Origin of the sequence: Robinsoniella sp. KNHs210, from assembly GCF_000686105.1 — a bacterium.
GTDB classification, from domain to species: domain Bacteria; phylum Bacillota; class Clostridia; order Lachnospirales; family Lachnospiraceae; genus Robinsoniella; species Robinsoniella peoriensis.
Genome location: NZ_JMLZ01000002.1, coordinates 2,958,123 through 2,974,179 on the forward strand (window position 1 = coordinate 2,958,123; position 16,057 = coordinate 2,974,179).

Annotated in this window: 13 protein-coding genes and 1 other annotated feature; of the genes, 2 read left to right on the plus strand and 11 right to left on the minus strand. The window is 41.3% G+C overall.

Translation table 11 applies throughout. From position 1 onward, the window contains the following. Positions 1 to 36: 36 nt before the first annotated feature. Both CD03_RS0119965 and proS read right to left on the minus strand, forming a co-directional pair. Positions 37 to 573, minus strand: coding sequence for a prolyl-tRNA synthetase associated domain-containing protein (locus CD03_RS0119965; protein ID WP_027295144.1), 537 nt, complete (start codon positions 571 to 573; stop codon positions 37 to 39). 1 nt (position 574) lies between these two features. Then, entirely contained in the window at positions 575 to 2,014 is a 1,440-nt protein-coding gene (gene proS, locus CD03_RS0119970; protein WP_027295145.1) for a proline--tRNA ligase, read from the minus strand. A 123-nt stretch (positions 2,015 to 2,137) separates the two neighbouring features. After that, positions 2,138 to 2,355, minus strand: a binding site (T-box leader). Between the two features lie 172 nt (positions 2,356 to 2,527). Here proS and CD03_RS0119975 point away from each other — a divergent pair. Then, positions 2,528 to 3,412, plus strand: coding sequence for a DMT family transporter (locus tag CD03_RS0119975; RefSeq protein WP_027295146.1), 885 nt, complete (start codon positions 2,528 to 2,530; stop codon positions 3,410 to 3,412). 109 nt (positions 3,413 to 3,521) lie between these two features. Here the strand turns inward: CD03_RS0119975 and CD03_RS0119980 are convergent, their stop codons facing one another. After that, positions 3,522 to 5,741 (minus strand): bifunctional diguanylate cyclase/phosphodiesterase, encoded by a 2,220-nt coding sequence (locus CD03_RS0119980; RefSeq protein WP_027295147.1) that lies wholly within the window; start codon positions 5,739 to 5,741, stop codon positions 3,522 to 3,524. Positions 5,742 to 6,001: 260 nt separating this feature from the next. On the opposite strand from CD03_RS0119980, the gene CD03_RS37980 reads away from it, so the two are divergent. Next, entirely contained in the window at positions 6,002 to 6,166 is a 165-nt protein-coding gene (locus CD03_RS37980; RefSeq protein WP_156042970.1) for a hypothetical protein, read from the plus strand. A gap of 49 nt (positions 6,167 to 6,215) precedes the next feature. Here the strand turns inward: CD03_RS37980 and CD03_RS0119990 are convergent, their stop codons facing one another. The 8 genes from CD03_RS0119990 to CD03_RS0120025 form a co-directional block, all read right to left on the minus strand. After that, positions 6,216 to 7,142, minus strand: a complete 927-nt coding sequence (locus CD03_RS0119990) for a carbohydrate kinase family protein (RefSeq protein ID WP_027295148.1) — start codon at positions 7,140 to 7,142, stop codon at positions 6,216 to 6,218. Between the two features lie 66 nt (positions 7,143 to 7,208). Further along, positions 7,209 to 8,486, minus strand: coding sequence for an L-cysteine desulfidase family protein (locus tag CD03_RS0119995; protein ID WP_027295149.1), 1,278 nt, complete (start codon positions 8,484 to 8,486; stop codon positions 7,209 to 7,211). Positions 8,487 to 8,562: 76 nt separating this feature from the next. Then, positions 8,563 to 9,234, minus strand: a complete 672-nt coding sequence (locus CD03_RS0120000) for a PIG-L deacetylase family protein (protein WP_027295150.1) — start codon at positions 9,232 to 9,234, stop codon at positions 8,563 to 8,565. Between the two features lie 41 nt (positions 9,235 to 9,275). Continuing rightward, complete coding sequence (locus tag CD03_RS0120005; RefSeq protein WP_027295151.1) at positions 9,276 to 10,091, minus strand: carbohydrate ABC transporter permease; 816 nt, start codon at positions 10,089 to 10,091, stop codon at positions 9,276 to 9,278. Positions 10,092 to 10,216: 125 nt separating this feature from the next. Beyond that, positions 10,217 to 11,125, minus strand: coding sequence for a carbohydrate ABC transporter permease (locus tag CD03_RS0120010; RefSeq protein WP_027295152.1), 909 nt, complete (start codon positions 11,123 to 11,125; stop codon positions 10,217 to 10,219). A 64-nt stretch (positions 11,126 to 11,189) separates the two neighbouring features. After that, the gene (locus CD03_RS0120015) at positions 11,190 to 12,620 is read right to left on the minus strand and encodes an ABC transporter substrate-binding protein (RefSeq protein WP_027295153.1); all 1,431 of its coding nucleotides are present in this window, start codon (positions 12,618 to 12,620) and stop codon (positions 11,190 to 11,192) included. Further along, the gene (locus tag CD03_RS0120020; protein WP_027295154.1) at positions 12,617 to 13,612 is read right to left on the minus strand and encodes a LacI family DNA-binding transcriptional regulator; all 996 of its coding nucleotides are present in this window, start codon (positions 13,610 to 13,612) and stop codon (positions 12,617 to 12,619) included. Before CD03_RS0120020 ends, CD03_RS0120015 begins: the two co-directional genes overlap by 4 nt. Before the next feature lie 285 nt (positions 13,613 to 13,897). Next, the gene (locus CD03_RS0120025; RefSeq protein WP_027295155.1) at positions 13,898 to 15,994 is read right to left on the minus strand and encodes an EAL domain-containing protein; all 2,097 of its coding nucleotides are present in this window, start codon (positions 15,992 to 15,994) and stop codon (positions 13,898 to 13,900) included. Between the last annotated feature and the right edge of the window lie 63 nt (positions 15,995 to 16,057).

Consider the following 16,057-nt stretch of genomic DNA (forward strand, 5'->3'; position numbering starts at 1 on the left):
TTTTCTCTGCTTTTTCATAACACGTTATGCTGAGCGTTACAGATCAACGATGGTATAATCATGACCTGTATAAGGCAGAAATTTTTCCAATATGTCTTTCGTTTTCACTTTCAGACTGGATGTATTGATACATGGATGGCATCCTATATACTCCGATTCTGCCACTTCACGGTCAATTACTAAACGAACCCGCTGTTCCTTGTCATTCATAAGTCCCATGATACTCACAGATCCCGGTGTAATATTTAAAAATTCTTCCATATAAGTTTCATTGGCAAAAGACAGTCTGGCCACTTCTAACTGACCGGATAAATCCTTAGTTTTAAATTTCTTCATGCCCGGCATTAACAATAAATAGAACTTTGTCTTCTGACTGTTGCACAAAAATAAATTTTTACAAATCTCTATCCCCAGCTGTTTGTCTACATCATGGCACGCTTCAATCGAAGGTGTTACTTCATGATCCATCCTTACATATGGGATGTTTAACTTTTCCAGCACATCATAAACTGCCATTTCTTTTTCCAGCCGCCCATTTTCATCCGGTCTGGTTGTATATAGTGTATTGTCCATTCTAGTAAGCTTTTCCCCAGTATACCATATGCTTCGCCGGTTTGCCGCAATGCACGCATACCCCTGAAATCTCTTCCTGCACAAACGGAATACAACGTGAAGTCACTCCTACTTCTTCTTTCATGGCATCCTCACATTCCTGGCATCCACACCACATCGCCTTGATAAATCCAGGTTTCTCATCCGCGATTTGTTTCATCTCTTCTATATTATGAGCAATATAAGTGTGGGTATCCCTATGCTCTCTCGCTCTTTCCAGCATATCTGTCTGCATTGTTTCCAGGATCTCAGCTGCCTTATCTGCGATCTCATCAAATGCAGCCACAGTCTTCTCTCTGGTGTCACGCCTTACAATAACAGCCTGACCTGCTTCGATATCTTTTGGTCCCAGTTCAATTCGGATTGGAACTCCACGCATTTCCTGCTCAGAGAACTTCCATCCCGGACTCTTGTCAGAATCATCCACCTTCACACGAAGTCCTGCTTTCGCCAATGTATCTTTCACTTCGAACGCTTTATCCAGAACGCCGTCTTTTTTCTGCTGGATCGGAATCACCATAACCTGGGTAGGCGCAATCCTTGGAGGGAGTACCAGACCGCTGTTGTCTCCATGCACCATGATGATCGCTCCGATCATACGGGTTGTCATTCCCCAGGATGTCTGATGAACATATTTCAAAGTATTATCCTTATCTGCAAACTGAATACCGAAAGCTTTTGCAAATCCGTCACCGAAATTATGGCTGGTTCCTGACTGCAGCGCTTTTCCGTCATGCATAAGAGATTCAATCGTATAAGTCGCTTCTGCACCTGCAAATTTTTCCTTGTCTGTTTTCTGTCCCCGTACAACCGGGATTGCCAGTGTCTCCTCACAGAAATCAGCATAGAGATTCAACATCTGCTTTGTTCGCTCTTCAGCCTCTTCTGCCGTAGCGTGAGCAGTGTGTCCTTCCTGCCATAAAAACTCTCTGGAACGAAGGAACGGTCTTGTTGTTTTTTCCCAACGAACAACAGAGCACCATTGGTTATATACTTTTGGAAGATCACGGTGTGAATGGATATCCTTAGCATAAAAATCACAGAATAATGTCTCTGAGGTAGGACGTACGCACAATCTCTCCTGTAAAGGTTCCAGTCCTCCATGAGTAACCCATGCCACTTCCGGAGCAAACCCTTCTACATGGTCTTTTTCTTTCTGAAGCAGGCTTTCTGGTATAAACATAGGAAGATATACATTTTCTACCCCTGTTTCTTTAAAGCGGCGATCCAGTTCATGCTGAATATTCTCCCAGATTGCATAACCTGCCGGTTTAATTACCATACATCCTTTTACACTTGTATAATCAATCAATTCTGCTTTCTTAACAACGTCTGTATACCACTTCGCAAAATCTTCTTCCATCGAAGTGATGGCTTCTACTAATTTCTTGTCCTTTGCCATTGTTCTGACTCTCCTTTTCATTTTTAAATCTGCTCTATGGGATGATCCGCTTTTCTTATTTTTCTACCTTTATAAACTTCAAAAAAGCACAAAAAAACTACCGGATCCTCCTATGCCTGACACATAAGGGACCGATAGTTTAAACACTTCGGCGGTACCACCCTAATTAACAGCCCAAACTTTGGCCATTCTCTCATATTCCCGTTAACGCCGGGAACAACGTTGCATTTTCATGCAAAGCTCCAAGGCAGGTTCCATCTTCTCCACTTGAGAATCTCACACCAAATGATTCTCTCTCTGAAAAGCTTCCAAAATGTACTAATCCTCTTCAACGCTGTATTCTCATATCTCAATATGGTCATTCTAAAATAAATAAATTCATTTGTCAAGCAGGGATTTCCGCAATCTCCTTTCCAATCTCCTTTCCAATCTCCCTTCCTCCTCTTGACATCCCTTTCTTTTATCGATAGACTATTTCTATATTACATAAGATAAACGAAGGAGCTAAATTTCATGACTAATCCAGACCGCAAAACCGCCGGACATATTCTGGCACTGCTTACCATCATTGTATGGGGCACTACTTTTATTGCAACTAAAATTCTGTTAGATTATTTCAGCGCTACACAGATTATGGTACTCCGCTTTTTTATTTCTTATATCGGACTTCTGCTGATATGCATTCTGAACCGGCAATTTACACTGAAACACAACTGGAGGGATGAGGTGGGAATCTTCCTGCTCTCCATGTCAGGTGTAACGATATACTACTTTTTTGAAAATACTGCACTATCTTTTACTCAGGCTTCCAATGTCAGTATTTTAGTTGCCTTTGCCCCGATTTTTACAGCGATTCTCGCTCACTTTTTTACAAAAGATGAAAAGCTGAAGAAAAATATTATATTTGGTTTTTTAATCGCTATCATCGGTGTAGTTATGGTCGTTTTTAACGGAGCCGTAGTCCTGAAATTAAATCCACTGGGTGACGGTATGGCAATTCTGGCAGCCCTTTGCTGGGCTGTTTATTCCATTCTTTTGAAAAAATATATTAATAAATACGATAACTTCGCCCTGACACGTAAAGTTATTTTTTATGGATTTGCCTGTTCCTATATTATGATGGTAGTATCAGAAAAGCGCCTCCTTCCCCCTGCAGCAATTAATACAGAAATTGTCATCTGCCTGCTGTTTCTTGGAATACTCGGAAGCGCAATCTGCTATTTAACCTGGAACGTAGCTATCAAAAAAATTGGTATTATTAAAACAAACAATTATATTTACTTAAATCCATTCATCACCATGGTTGCTGCATTTTTCATTTTGAAAGAACACATCACACCTACCGGATTTTTGGGCGCCCTGCTTATTGTGGGAGGTGTAGTTCTCTCCGAACGCTGATCCCTATTAGAAAAGGCACTCCATCAGAAGTGCCTGTCTAACATGCTTATCCACTTTTACTCACATGATCCTCAGGGCTTATACCCTGGGATCCCAACACCAGACGCTTTTACTGCTTTAAGATTTTTTCATAATCTGCCTGAGCAATTGGTCTGGAACAGTAATATCCCTGAATATAATCACATGAAATACTCTCCAGAAACTCGTATTGTTCTTTTGTTTCCACACCTTCCGCCACAACTTTAATCCCCAGTTCCCGTGCCAATGCAATTACACTGGTAATAATTTTTTTGCTCCTGGTGTTATTTTCATAATCGTCTATCAGTGTCTTATCCATCTTAAGCAAATCAATCGGAATATTCTTCAGGGTATTTAAAGACGAATATCCGGAACCAAAGTCATCCATCAGAATGCGAATTCCATTCTTATGGAATTTTTCAAGAATACCAACCAGAATTTCTTCGTTATCCAGTAATACTGTCTCCGTCAGTTCCAGTTCAATCAGTTGGACCGGCACTTTATATTTATTTATAATATCCAGATACGTGTCAACAAAATCCTGACGGTATAAGTGCAGTCTGGAAACATTTACAGAAACCGGCGTTACCTGATATCCCTCTTTCATCCACTTTATAATCTGTCTGCAGACCTCTTCAAAAATATATTGATCCAATTGGACAATCGTTCCATTATTCTCAAAAACAGGTATAAATTCCCCCGGAGGCATCAGCCCTTTTTCCGGTCTATGCCATCTGACCAGCGCCTCTGCTCCTTCAAAACATTGCTTCTCAATATCAAACTTCGGTTGATAATAAATAATAAACTCGCCCTTTTCCAGTGCTGTTTCAAAATGATCTTCAATATCCTTTGTGCGGATCTTCCGGTCCCGCATTTTATCATCATAATAACCACATACCTGAAGCAAATCGCCTTCCGGGCGATTCAGTGCCATCTTCGCTCTGTCGACCATTGTATCAATTTCATCAACTCCAGGTTCAATCTGGTATATCCCTGCTGTCGCCTTAATCTCATAATGCTTTCCGCCAAAATCCGTTTTGCTTTGCAGCTGGGCGATAATATTTTCCACGCGGCTCTTTAACTCTTTTTTATCCTTTTGCTGCAGAAGTGCCACAAAATGATCGGCAAGCATTCTGGCAAACGCCTCCTTATCTCTGAGGTTTTCCTGGATAACCCCTGCCACATAGGTAAGTGCCCTGTCCCCTTCCGCATAGCCAAACAAATCATTTATGTATTGAAATTTATGAATATTAAAGCACACTACTGTATATTCCTGATCATTATTATCTTCCAGAATCTGCTTTGCCTCTACCTTAAATTTATTAAAGTTAGTCATCCCGGTTGCTTCATCTGTAAATGCAATCTTTTCAAGGTCTTTTCTGCTGACCTGTCTGATCCGGTTGATCTGAAGTATCAAAATGATAATAAGGCAAGAACAGAAAAAAATAAACAAGTATGCCAGGGTTAAGATTTCACCCATGCTCTGTTTAATCACTTTTCCAGGGACCACCGTCAGCAAAAACCACTGGTTGACAGACAGCGGCTGATAATACATATAGTATTCCATATCATCCTGGAAAACTACATATCCATTTTCCCCCTTGCTTACCCCTCTCTTCAGTTCTTTTACGGCAGTGCTGTTTTTTCCCGACCGTTCTTCCATAAAATTGTAAATGTTCGCAAACTGTTTTTCTTTATGGCCTGCCCCTTCTCCTACAATATAATCACCGTTTCCTCTGATGATATAACTGTAGCCGTCTCCTGAATAGATCGTTTCAGCCAGAGCGCTTTTAAAATTATCTGTCTCCAGTGTTGCAAAAAGAACACAACGGAATCCATCCCGGAAACTGACCGGAGCGCTGTAAACATTTATCTTATCCCCGCCTTCCACATCTTTCAAAGTATCGGACATAATAACACTTCCATCCATAGACCTTTTAAAGTAATCTCTGCCATCCAGGTCCATAAGTACGCCGTCTGTAGTATAAGCCGTTCCATCTGGCATAATAATACCCATTCTCTTAAAATCGTTCGACTCATCTACGGCTTTAATTTCCTGAATCAATTCATCTGTATCACAAGTATCGTGCTGTCCCAGCAAAATTGCCAGATTGCTGATAATATCTTTCCCTTTTTCTGCTTCCCGCTGGAAAACCTTGGCACTCTGATTCGAGATTTCCGCCAAATTACTTAACACCTTTTTCTGCGAACTATTATAAAAGAGTTTTGCAAACAGAATACCTGCTGCTGCGATTACTAAAATAATCAATACAATGTCAAGAATTCGACGATTCCGTAACCTCTTCTCCATCTCTTCCTCTCTTTCCGTTCCTTCACGGACTTTTCATTCCCCATATATATTATATTTATTATATATCACCCTTCTGACTTGTGCAATAAATTAATCAAAAACATTCCTATGTCACTTGTGATTTATCAGAAAATTACCCCTAAATATTAATATACAGCAAAATTTACTCTTGTATTTTCCGATAGAAGTGCTATATTTAAACTAACGTAAATACTATAAATATTGGGGATTTGTATGTATCAGGAAAGGAGAAGGAATCTATGACACAATTGAATTTTGAAAGTAAAGAGACAGAGGAATATTACAGAAAAATGCGCAGGACATTAGGTATCAGCCATCCAAGCCGCTGGAACCATAACCCTTGTATTACAAGAGAAGATGTTGATAATTATGTGAAGGATGCCCAGAATATATTGGCATGCTGATTATGAAGAAACGGATGATGGAAGTCTAACTCCTCCATCATCCGTTTCTTTATAATGACATCTCTTTTAATTTTCCGTAAATATTTCTAAATTCTGCTTTTAGTTTTTCTTCATCCATTTCTGCCGCCAGGCACCCAATCTTTGTCACAGCATTTCCCCCGGTAATATTACCATAGCAAATGCTTTCCATAATATTGCATTTATGATACAGTCCATACATAAAACCGGCTGCAAATGCATCTCCGGCGCCGGTAGAGTCTACATGTTTTGCCGGTGACGCCGGTATCCGAATCTCCTTTCCATTAATCATCAAAAGGCAACCCAGATTACCTGTTTTTATGATTGCTGTTTTCAGGAATTTGGACAGTTCTTTCAATGCATCCCCTGGCCGGTTTGTACCTGTAATTTTCAGCGCCTCGCTTTCATTTGGAATGAAATAATCAACATAGGGGAAGATCTCATCATACCATTCCAGACTGAGGGAATCACTCCAGGCTGAATCCATAACAACCGTACACCCGGCAGTCTTCAACCGACGGCATAGCTGTCTTTGCTCAATTGTAACGTAAGCAATTTTTTTTCTTCTGTAAAACTGATACAATCCCTCATCATCTACTGAAAAAGATTCCTCCTGAGGCTTATATGAGATAATGCCCCTGTCTTCCTTGCAGGAGACAATACAACTCAGCGTAACCGGATCAGCCTCCCTGCTCTGAAGCATGTTTTCATACTTGACTTGGTTTTTCTCAAGTTCTTCGGCGAGAAACTGGCTCAGTGGTCCTGTTCCAACATAGGTTGCCAGCTCCACCGGCACACCCAGCCTGGATAGCTGGATCAGCGTAGCCACAGGCCCTCCGCCCAGCTGCCTGGAACAGCTTTCACTGTAAATCTCCTCTCCAAGCCGCGGCATTCTGGGAGAATTGCCAAAGATAAAGTCTATATTCGCAATACCAAATCCCGCTATACCTTCCTGCATAGCCATCCCCCCTGTTTTGTACTGATTATCCGCATATTATCTGCCGGTCTCATCGTGTCTCCTCTCTTATTGTGTCATCATAATTTCAAGTATTTTTTTGTCGGTATCCCGCATTCCCTCTCTTCCTACACGGCTTACATAAGCAATCGTAGTCTCAAGGTCTTTCCCTACAATACCTTCTCCCTCCCGGAACCGGCACCCATCTTTAGCCATTTCATATCCCAGCATACCTGCCTGAACACCGGCTGCAATCTTTGCCGCACAGGAAGGCTTCGCACCATCACATATGACCCCTGAAACGGCAGCCAGGGTATTGGTAATGGTATCTTCTATTACCGAAAATGACGCATAATCCAGATATGCAATTCCACATGCCGCAGCACAGCCTGCACTGACCGCCCCGCAGTAGGCTGATAATTTACCAATTCCAGATTTCAGACGGATAGAGACCAGATTGGCAAATGCCAGCGCCCGGTAGAGAGCATCCTCGGAGGATCCGATTTCTTTTGCATAGATTATAACCGGAACGGATACCGTAATCCCCTGATTCCCGCTGCCGGAATTCACTACCACAGGCAGACTGCATCCACTCATTCTGGCATCGCTTCCCGCCGCTGCATATCCCGCAAGTACGGCATATCGATTCCCATGGCAGAGATTTAGCAGATGCCTGCCTACACTTGCTCCACATTTTTCCTTTATTCCCTCCTCTGCAATTTTCATATTACAGCGGATCTGTGGCTCCAGTATGGGGATCAGTTCTTCTAATGGTACCGCTTGTGAAAATTCATAGATATCCAGCATTTTTACATCATCTGTGGTTTTTCTACTGCCTCCCATACATTCCCTTTGGTTGAATTCCCTGGTAAGATCCTTTCCATTACGCAAAACCCTGTTAATATTAATATGGCTTTTTTGTATTTCCGCCTCGGCCCAGTCGCTGCCGCTGGTCAGGCGCACTTTGATATACAGAGGCTCTATCGTATCAGACAGTGTCAGCGTATAGCGTTCTTTTTGAGCCAACATGCTGCGGACCCTCTCTGCCACTTCTTCCGTCAGGGTACTCAACACCTCCAGTTTATTTTTGGCAGACCCTCCGGCTATGCCGCAAAGAGCGGCAGCCGCCACTCCTTTTAAGCCTCCTGTATTTGGAATCGAAACACTTTTTACATTCTTCAGCATATTTCCGCTTACCTGGATATCCATATGTTCAAAGCTACATCCCAATGCTTCATTTGCACAGGCTGCTGCAAGAGCTACTGCCCCCGGTTCCGTACACCCTAATGCCGGAACTATTTCCTCTTTTAACAGCTGAAGACAGGTACTAAGATCAATTTCTTTCATTCAATAAAACCTTCTTTCGTAAATTCAGATGTAAGTATGCAAAAGGCTGCTGTTTCATCCGCTTCTCCTAAAATATCTACTGTTTTTTTCTGAGTAATCCTGTGATACTGTCCAGCGTTATGCTCTGCTCCAGATACAAGCCTTCCGCGTAAGCACAATTTGCACTTGCTCCGTATTCTCTAGCCATCTCCAGGGCAAAAGGCAGTATATTTTGAGAGTGGTGTGCTTTGCATGCATCTTCCTTCACATTCATAACGTCTGTAATATCCACATAAACATCCGGTCTTCTTTTATTTGTCCGTCTGTCTGCACTGAAATAAAAAATTGCATCGTAATGCCAATCGGTTCCATCTGTGGAATATTTTTTAAGACCTGCAGTAAAACATGCATCCCGGGTAATTCTTGAAACAGCCACATGATCCGGATGGTAATCGTTCTCATGAAGCGTTAAGATATAACGCGGAGAACATGCCCTTAAATGAGGAATCAGTGCTTCCACTGCATCTCTCCTAAATTCCAGTCCTGCATCTGGAAAGCTTAACATTTCAAAATAATCTAATCCCAGAATTGATGCTGCCTGCTTTGCCTCCTCTTCCCGGGTACTCTGTTCTGCATATCCTCCGGACTCACCCCTCGTCATAATCACCAGCCCCGTTGTCCATCCTTCTTTTTTTGCTTTTGCAAAGATTCCTCCTGCACACACCTCCAAATCATCCGGGTGGGCGCAGACTGCCAGAATATCAATCATATATTTCTCCTCCCTCACAGTATTTTAAACTGCCGGTTGTTCTATTGTTTCACACCTGTCGCTGCAATCCCTTCTACAAACTGTTTCTGGAATAAGAAGAAAATCAGAATCATAGGTAAGACTGCAATGATCCCCCCTGCCATGACCTGCGGATAATACGTTGTGTGTTCTCCGATCAGCATTGCAAGCCCTGCGGAAAGTGTCATTTTCTCCATAGCATTGTTCACAATCAGAGGCCACATCAGATCTTTAAAAGTCGAGATTGCAGTCAGAATCGCCAGAGAAGACAATGCCGGCTTAATCAAAGGAAGCAGAATCTTATAGTAAATCTGAAAGTAACTGCAGCCATCCAATTTTGCAGCTTCATCCAAAGATCTTGGGAGTCCCTTAAAAAATTCACGCAGCATAAAGGTTCCAAATGCACTGAAAACTTTTGGAATCCATAAGGCTGTTACGGTATCCGCAAGCCCCAGCTTCACCATAATATCATAATTGGGAACTAAAAAGATCTGTCCTGGTACCATGAGCAGCGCCAGTAAAATAATGAAAATAACATCCCGCCCAGGAAATTCCAGCCTTGCAAAAGCATATGCCGCCATAGAACAAATCACCAATTCAATTGTAATTGTAAAAAACAGTACTACAAAGGTATTACGGTAAAAATCTAAAAATGGAAACTTATGTACTACCTCTTTGTAACTCTCCAAGGTGAGCACCTGGGGAAAGATAGTCGGCGGAATCTGAATACTCTCTTCATATGTCTTAAACGATGTCAATATCATCCACAGAAATGGTCCTACTGTGATTACCACACACAGAACCAGAAGCAGATGTAACGGCCATTTTCTACTTTTCATGCCGTATTACCCCTTTCCATATAGTTCTTGCAAACCATCATTCTTTATTTCATCCTTCCTGACAAAAGTACATATAATGCAGTGTATCGTGCAGATGGATGAAATTCCAAGCAGGCCTAAAACTGTCAATCATCGTAAAATACCATTTTCTTCTGGCAGACCAACTGTACTGCCGTAATAATCAGAATCAGCAGGAACAACATCAGACTAATTGCTGCACCATATCCTTTATGAAATTTCACAAATGACTGTTCAAAGAAGTAGGTCACCAGAGACCGGGACGCTTCTGTTCCACTGCTTCCCTGGGGTATCATTAAATAAATGAAATCAAAAATCTGAAATACATTAATCATCGTGGTAACACAGACAAAGAAAATAGATGGTGAAAGAAGCGGGAGCGTAATTTTAAAGAATCTTTTTATTCCATTTGCCCCATCAATACGCGCTGCTTCATGATAACAGACGGGTATCCCCTGGAGTCCCGCAAGCAGAATAATCACCTGATAAGCAACGCTTGCCCATATAAATACCAAAGAAATAGAAACCAGCACGATTTTTGAATCCGAAAGCCATGCAACTGGCCCTTTTCCCAGAGTTCCCAGTATTTCATTGACCAGACCAAACTTATAATTCAGCAGCCATTTCCACAGCAGCCCGATAGCTGCAGGCAAGGTAACTGCAGGCAAAAAAAGGCAAACTCTGTAAAAACCAATTCCTTTCACTTTTGTATTTAACAGCACTGCCAGTAATACCGCTAAAACAACAACCAGAGGTACGCATATTACCACATATAGAAGTGTATTGACCAACGCTCTGTAAAAATCCGCATCCTGAAACAACTGAATGTAATTCTGAAATCCAACAAATTTAGGGATGCCAAAACTGGATTTGTTTGTAAAGCTATAATAAATATTTTGAAAAAATGCTCCGATAAAGAAAACAGCCACGCCTGCCATTAACGGTAATATCATTAGATATCCTGCCAGCATTTCCTTGCTTTTTCTTTTTCCTTTGGTACTTTTGTGTGTCTTCATACCATATCCCCCAACTGGTCATTGGGGCGGCGTACGGACCAGCCGGTCCGCCCCGATAATTTTATTATGATTCACTGTCCAATGCTTTCTGGGTGACTTCCTGCATTTGCTGACATCCTTCCTCCGGTGTAAGCTCCTTTGCAAATATCTTTGCAGAAATTTCATTTACGGACGGAAGCCAATCCGCAACGCTTGGAGATGTAGGAAATAGTTCACCTGTTTTTGCAGCTTCATAAAATATATTTGCATCTACATGCTTAAAATTAGGCGTATAGTACTGCTGTGCACTGACAAGCGCCGGCATATCTATTTTTGCCTCAGCCTGCATTTTATTAGATTCTTCTCCTGAGAGATATTTTATCAATTCCCATGCCGCATCCTTTTCTTTGCTTGCCGCATTCATTGCAAATCCTAATCCCCCAATCACACTATGGTTATTTTCATCCTTCTCTGGCATGGCAATTGTGCCGATATCGGAAGCAAAACTGGCTTCATCAAGTACAGCTGCTTTCCATGATCCCATAAATAATATCGCTCCTTTCTGAGACAGGAAGAGATCAGTACCTTTGGTATCCGAAAGCACTTCACTGCCGGGCATAAGCTGCTTATCCATTAAATCAACAATATCCTGATATGCCTTAACTGTTTCCGGCTGATCAAATCCGGCTGTTTTATTATCTTCACTTAGTACATATCCGCCGTTCTGGACAATAAAGTTAAAGAACGAAGGTTGTGGATCTAATTCCATTAGGATGGGATATTCATCAGACCCCTGTTCTGAAATCTTTTCCTTTAGCTGCTCAGCCACTGCGGTCATATCATCCCAGGTCCATCCTTCCTTTGGAACTTCCACTCCGTATTTATCAAAAATTGATCTGTTGAAGAATACCTGTACCGTATCCATACCCTTAGGCATACAATACTGCACTTCCTTATAATTATAAGCCTTGGTAACTACCTCGGCATAGTCGCTCAACTGAACTCCGTCTTTCTCAATATAGCTGTCTAGTGGTTCCAGAACCCCTGCTTCTGCATATTTAGGAAGATAGGTATTCATCCAGAAGACATCCGCTGCACTGTCTGCCCCCATAGCCGCATCCAGTTTCGTCCAATACTGGGACCAGGGTGTCAGCTGTACATCCACATGAATATCCGGATGCTCCTCCTCAAATTTCGCAGCAATTTCGTCAAATACGGGTTTCTGCACTTCGTCCCATAGAGAGAATGATATATTTACCTTGTCCCCATTTTCCGATTTTCCTGATTCTACCTTGCCTGTTTCGTCTTTACTTGTTTCCTCTTTGCTCGTTTCCTCTTTGCTTGTTTCCGATTTGCTTGTTTCCGATTTGCTTGTTTCCGATTTGCTTGTTTCCGATTTTGAAGTTTCCTCTTTTCCGGTATTATTACCGCTGCTTGTACCGGTGTTGCCGCAGGCTGCCAACATGCCTGCCATTACTGCTGCCATCGTAAAACATAACACTCTCTTCTTGTTCATTTTCCTTCCTCCATCTTCTTACTGTATTCTTTGCAGGTTCCCCTTTTTAAAATTTCATATGGAATTGTAATTTCCACATTTTCATCTTTCTCCAGGTCTAAAAAGGTATTAAGTGTAAGTTCAACCATTTTTTTGATAGGCTGTGCAATAGTAGTGAGTTTCGGTGTAATACGCTCTGACATACGGATTCCATCAAAACCAAGTACGGAAATGTGTTCCGGCACACGCAGTCCATTTTCATAAAGTGCACTGATTGCTCCCATTGCTGCTTCATCACTAAAAGCAAACACGGCACTAAAAGCCAATCCCTTCTGCAAAGCCTGTGCCGTAAGCCAGTATCCATTTTCATAGGTCAGTTCTCCATATTTTGCAAACTCAGCTTCAAATGGTACCCCAAACTCTTCATAAGCCCGCTTACATCCCGTTATTCTCTGAAATCCTGAACTAATACTTTTTGGATAATCAGATAGAATCAATATTTTTTCATGTCTCAATTCCAACAGGTATTTTGCACCTTCATATGCTGCAGATAAATCGTTTATATGAATCATTTTACATCGGACATCTGAGCTGATCCCGCCAAACATAACCATTTTGATATTCTTGGCAGCTATGTAATTCATCATATTACAGTTCATATTTTCTTCCAGATAAATGACACCTGTTATATTCAGCTCTCTGAAAAATAATTTATAGCTCTCATCCTCTGATGATGTAGGAATAAATACCAGCCGATAGCGGTATCTGGGTGCTGCTTCCAGTATCTCTTTTAATACTTCACTAAAATATGCCAGCTTCAGATCCGGTATCAAAACTGCGATCACTCCAGGGTCCATATGTTTATGAACCGGAATATACTGCAGTTCTTTTACAGCCTCCTCGATTCTTCTTGATGCATCGTCTGAAACAACATTTGTTCCATGAAAATACCTTGATACAGTTGCCGGCGACAGTCCAGCCCTACGAGCTACTTCTCGTATAGTTGACCCCATTTTATCACCTCCCCTCCTTTGTTAATTGTATAAATAGTACAATTTTTTACATTTTTTCTTTGTTTTTATGATAAATTTATTATATATTATGAAAATAACAGCGTCAACATTGTTTCATATGTTTCATTATCCTTTCATATGTTTCATATTTTATCATTAACAAACACTCATTTTGTATCCGCTGTCTTAGATATAATTCTATAAAAAATCAATTCTCCTGCTGCTGACCGACACGTTTTGCAATCTTTACAAAAAAATGGATGAGAATAGGGATTTACCCTATTCTCATCCATTTGTAGACTGTAAATATTCTAAAAATACTTCTAGCTGCTCAGCCTTACCATACAAATACCCCTGGTAAATATTACAGCCAAGCCTCGCCAGAACATCCCTTTGCTCTTCTGTCTCCACAAACTCCGCCACAACTTTAAAATGCAGAGATTTAGCCATCTGAATAATACCCAGAACAATATTCTCAGAACGCTTATTATTCATCAGCTGCTTTACAAGGCTGCCGTCCAGCTTCACCTCTTCAAATACATTTTCCTGCAAATAAGTAAGAGAACTGTGTCCCATTCCAAAATCATCCATGCTGATCTGGATCCCCATTGCTCTCAGCTGCTCAATCCGGTTAATCATAACAGCCGTGGTGCTAAAAAGAGCCCTCTCCGTTATTTCAAACACAAGAATTACATTTCCCAGCGTGTACTTTCCAACAATTTCCCGGACTTTCTCTACAAAATCCTCTTCTTCCAACTGATGCGGGGATAAATTCACAGATATATGAATTGGTTTCTCATATACCTTCTGAATCTCCTCGATGTTTCTGCATGCCTCTTCAATAATATAATACCCTAGACTGCTTAAGAATCCTGACTGGGCCGCCAGGGAAATCAGGAGCGGAGGTGATATGTATCCCGCAACCGGATGCTTCCATCTCAGGAGTGCTTCCCCTCCATAGACCGCTCCATCCCGCTGCACCTGAACCTGGTAAAACAACTTCAAATGGCTGCGTTTCATGGCATTATTCAGATCCACTGCCAATGTCTTTGCCGCATAATTATATTCATACGAATTAGACAAAAATCCGGGAATCCTTCCCTTCTCTTCCCCCACCTGCATATCTTTCTGTATCATCAATACTTCATTTGTAAAATCTTCCGTCTGTCTCTTCTCGCTTCTTTTCACAAAAGGAATGTAAATAAAAACCCCAACTGCAATGTTTACCAGCTGCAAAATACTTCCCGCAACGGAACCGGTGGCCGTATATCCGCTTAAAAGCACGGGAGAAGTCCATTCTACCGAATGAGTTACAAGGGGCACAAACCCCAGACCCATTACAATACTGCTTATGACGGCCATAACAATGGGCGTCAATATAAACGGGATGATCATAATCGGATTAAAGATTACCGGGAAGCCGAATACCACAATCTCACTGATATTGAACAGCACCGGTACACAGGAAAACTGTGCGAGCCTTTTATTATGGCTCTTTTTTGCAACAATAAACAACGCAATAATTAAACATAGCGCCGTACCGCAGCCGCCAATAAAAACAAATACATCCAGAAAAGTTTTGGAAAATATTTCTGTTGGCTGTCCGCCGGATGCAATTAATGCCTGATTAACATCAATTCCACGCTCAAACAATCTTTTAGCCACAGCATCCAGAGTATTTGTTCCATGTATTCCAAAAAACCACAAAAGATGGGAAAAGAAAATATACAGAATAACACCCAGAATATTTCCTCCTATTTTTTCAAACAGCTGCAAAAACAAATAGGAACCGAAATTCATGATGTTTCCATCACCCATCAATACTCTAAGACCTATTCCCAGTGCGGTAAACAAAATAATGATAACCACAGACGGAAGCAGACTTCTCATCGCCTGATTAAAGATATAATCCGCACCTATCGTATGCAGTTTTTCAAATTTATTATAAAAGTTCATCCCCTGCCGAAACATGGCACAGGAGAGTACGGTTATAAACATTGCCGTAAAAACCCATTCTGCACCGAAAATATGCTCCTTTTGATTCTGAAGTCCTCCTATAAAAGCAAGATAAGAACAGATAGCTATTGCAGGATAAAAATTCAGGTCTTCTTTTCCAAATAGTTTCCCGATAGAAATACTTATGGTAAAAATCAAAATCAGCGCTAAAGAACCAAGCGTAATATTATAAATTACCGTAAAAAATTCCACGAGTTTTCCATCCAGAACCCCTTGAATCATGTTCTGGTATGCCTCCCAGGGAAAAGTATTTAATAAAAGAGCAAACGACCCTATTAAAAGGAACGGAATTGCCAGGCTCAAACCCTGCTTAATTGCAAGACCATACAGGGAACTATGTAATTTCATCCTCTTTTTCATCTTCATTATCCAGTAACCTCTTTCATAATATCAGTAACTCTGTCCGCACGTTGATACAACGAATAATTA

Bases quoted from the DNA above. Each gene is read 5' to 3' on its own strand.
- CD03_RS0119965 (WP_027295144.1), bottom strand. From the start codon at position 573: ATGGACAATACACTATATACAACCAGACCGGATGAAAATGGGCGGCTG.
- proS (WP_027295145.1), bottom strand. From the start codon at position 2,014: ATGGCAAAGGACAAGAAATTAGTAGAAGCCATCACTTCGATGGAAGAA.
- CD03_RS0119975 (WP_027295146.1), top strand. From the start codon at position 2,528: ATGACTAATCCAGACCGCAAAACCGCCGGACATATTCTGGCACTGCTT.
- CD03_RS0119980 (WP_027295147.1), bottom strand. From the start codon at position 5,741: ATGGAGAAGAGGTTACGGAATCGTCGAATTCTTGACATTGTATTGATT.
- CD03_RS37980 (WP_156042970.1), top strand. From the start codon at position 6,002: ATGACACAATTGAATTTTGAAAGTAAAGAGACAGAGGAATATTACAGA.
- CD03_RS0119990 (WP_027295148.1), bottom strand. From the start codon at position 7,142: ATGCAGGAAGGTATAGCGGGATTTGGTATTGCGAATATAGACTTTATC.
- CD03_RS0119995 (WP_027295149.1), bottom strand. From the start codon at position 8,486: ATGAAAGAAATTGATCTTAGTACCTGTCTTCAGCTGTTAAAAGAGGAA.
- CD03_RS0120000 (WP_027295150.1), bottom strand. From the start codon at position 9,234: ATGATTGATATTCTGGCAGTCTGCGCCCACCCGGATGATTTGGAGGTG.
- CD03_RS0120005 (WP_027295151.1), bottom strand. From the start codon at position 10,091: ATGAAAAGTAGAAAATGGCCGTTACATCTGCTTCTGGTTCTGTGTGTG.
- CD03_RS0120010 (WP_027295152.1), bottom strand. From the start codon at position 11,125: ATGAAGACACACAAAAGTACCAAAGGAAAAAGAAAAAGCAAGGAAATG.
- CD03_RS0120015 (WP_027295153.1), bottom strand. From the start codon at position 12,620: ATGAACAAGAAGAGAGTGTTATGTTTTACGATGGCAGCAGTAATGGCA.
- CD03_RS0120020 (WP_027295154.1), bottom strand. From the start codon at position 13,612: ATGGGGTCAACTATACGAGAAGTAGCTCGTAGGGCTGGACTGTCGCCG.
- CD03_RS0120025 (WP_027295155.1), bottom strand. From the start codon at position 15,994: ATGAAGATGAAAAAGAGGATGAAATTACATAGTTCCCTGTATGGTCTT.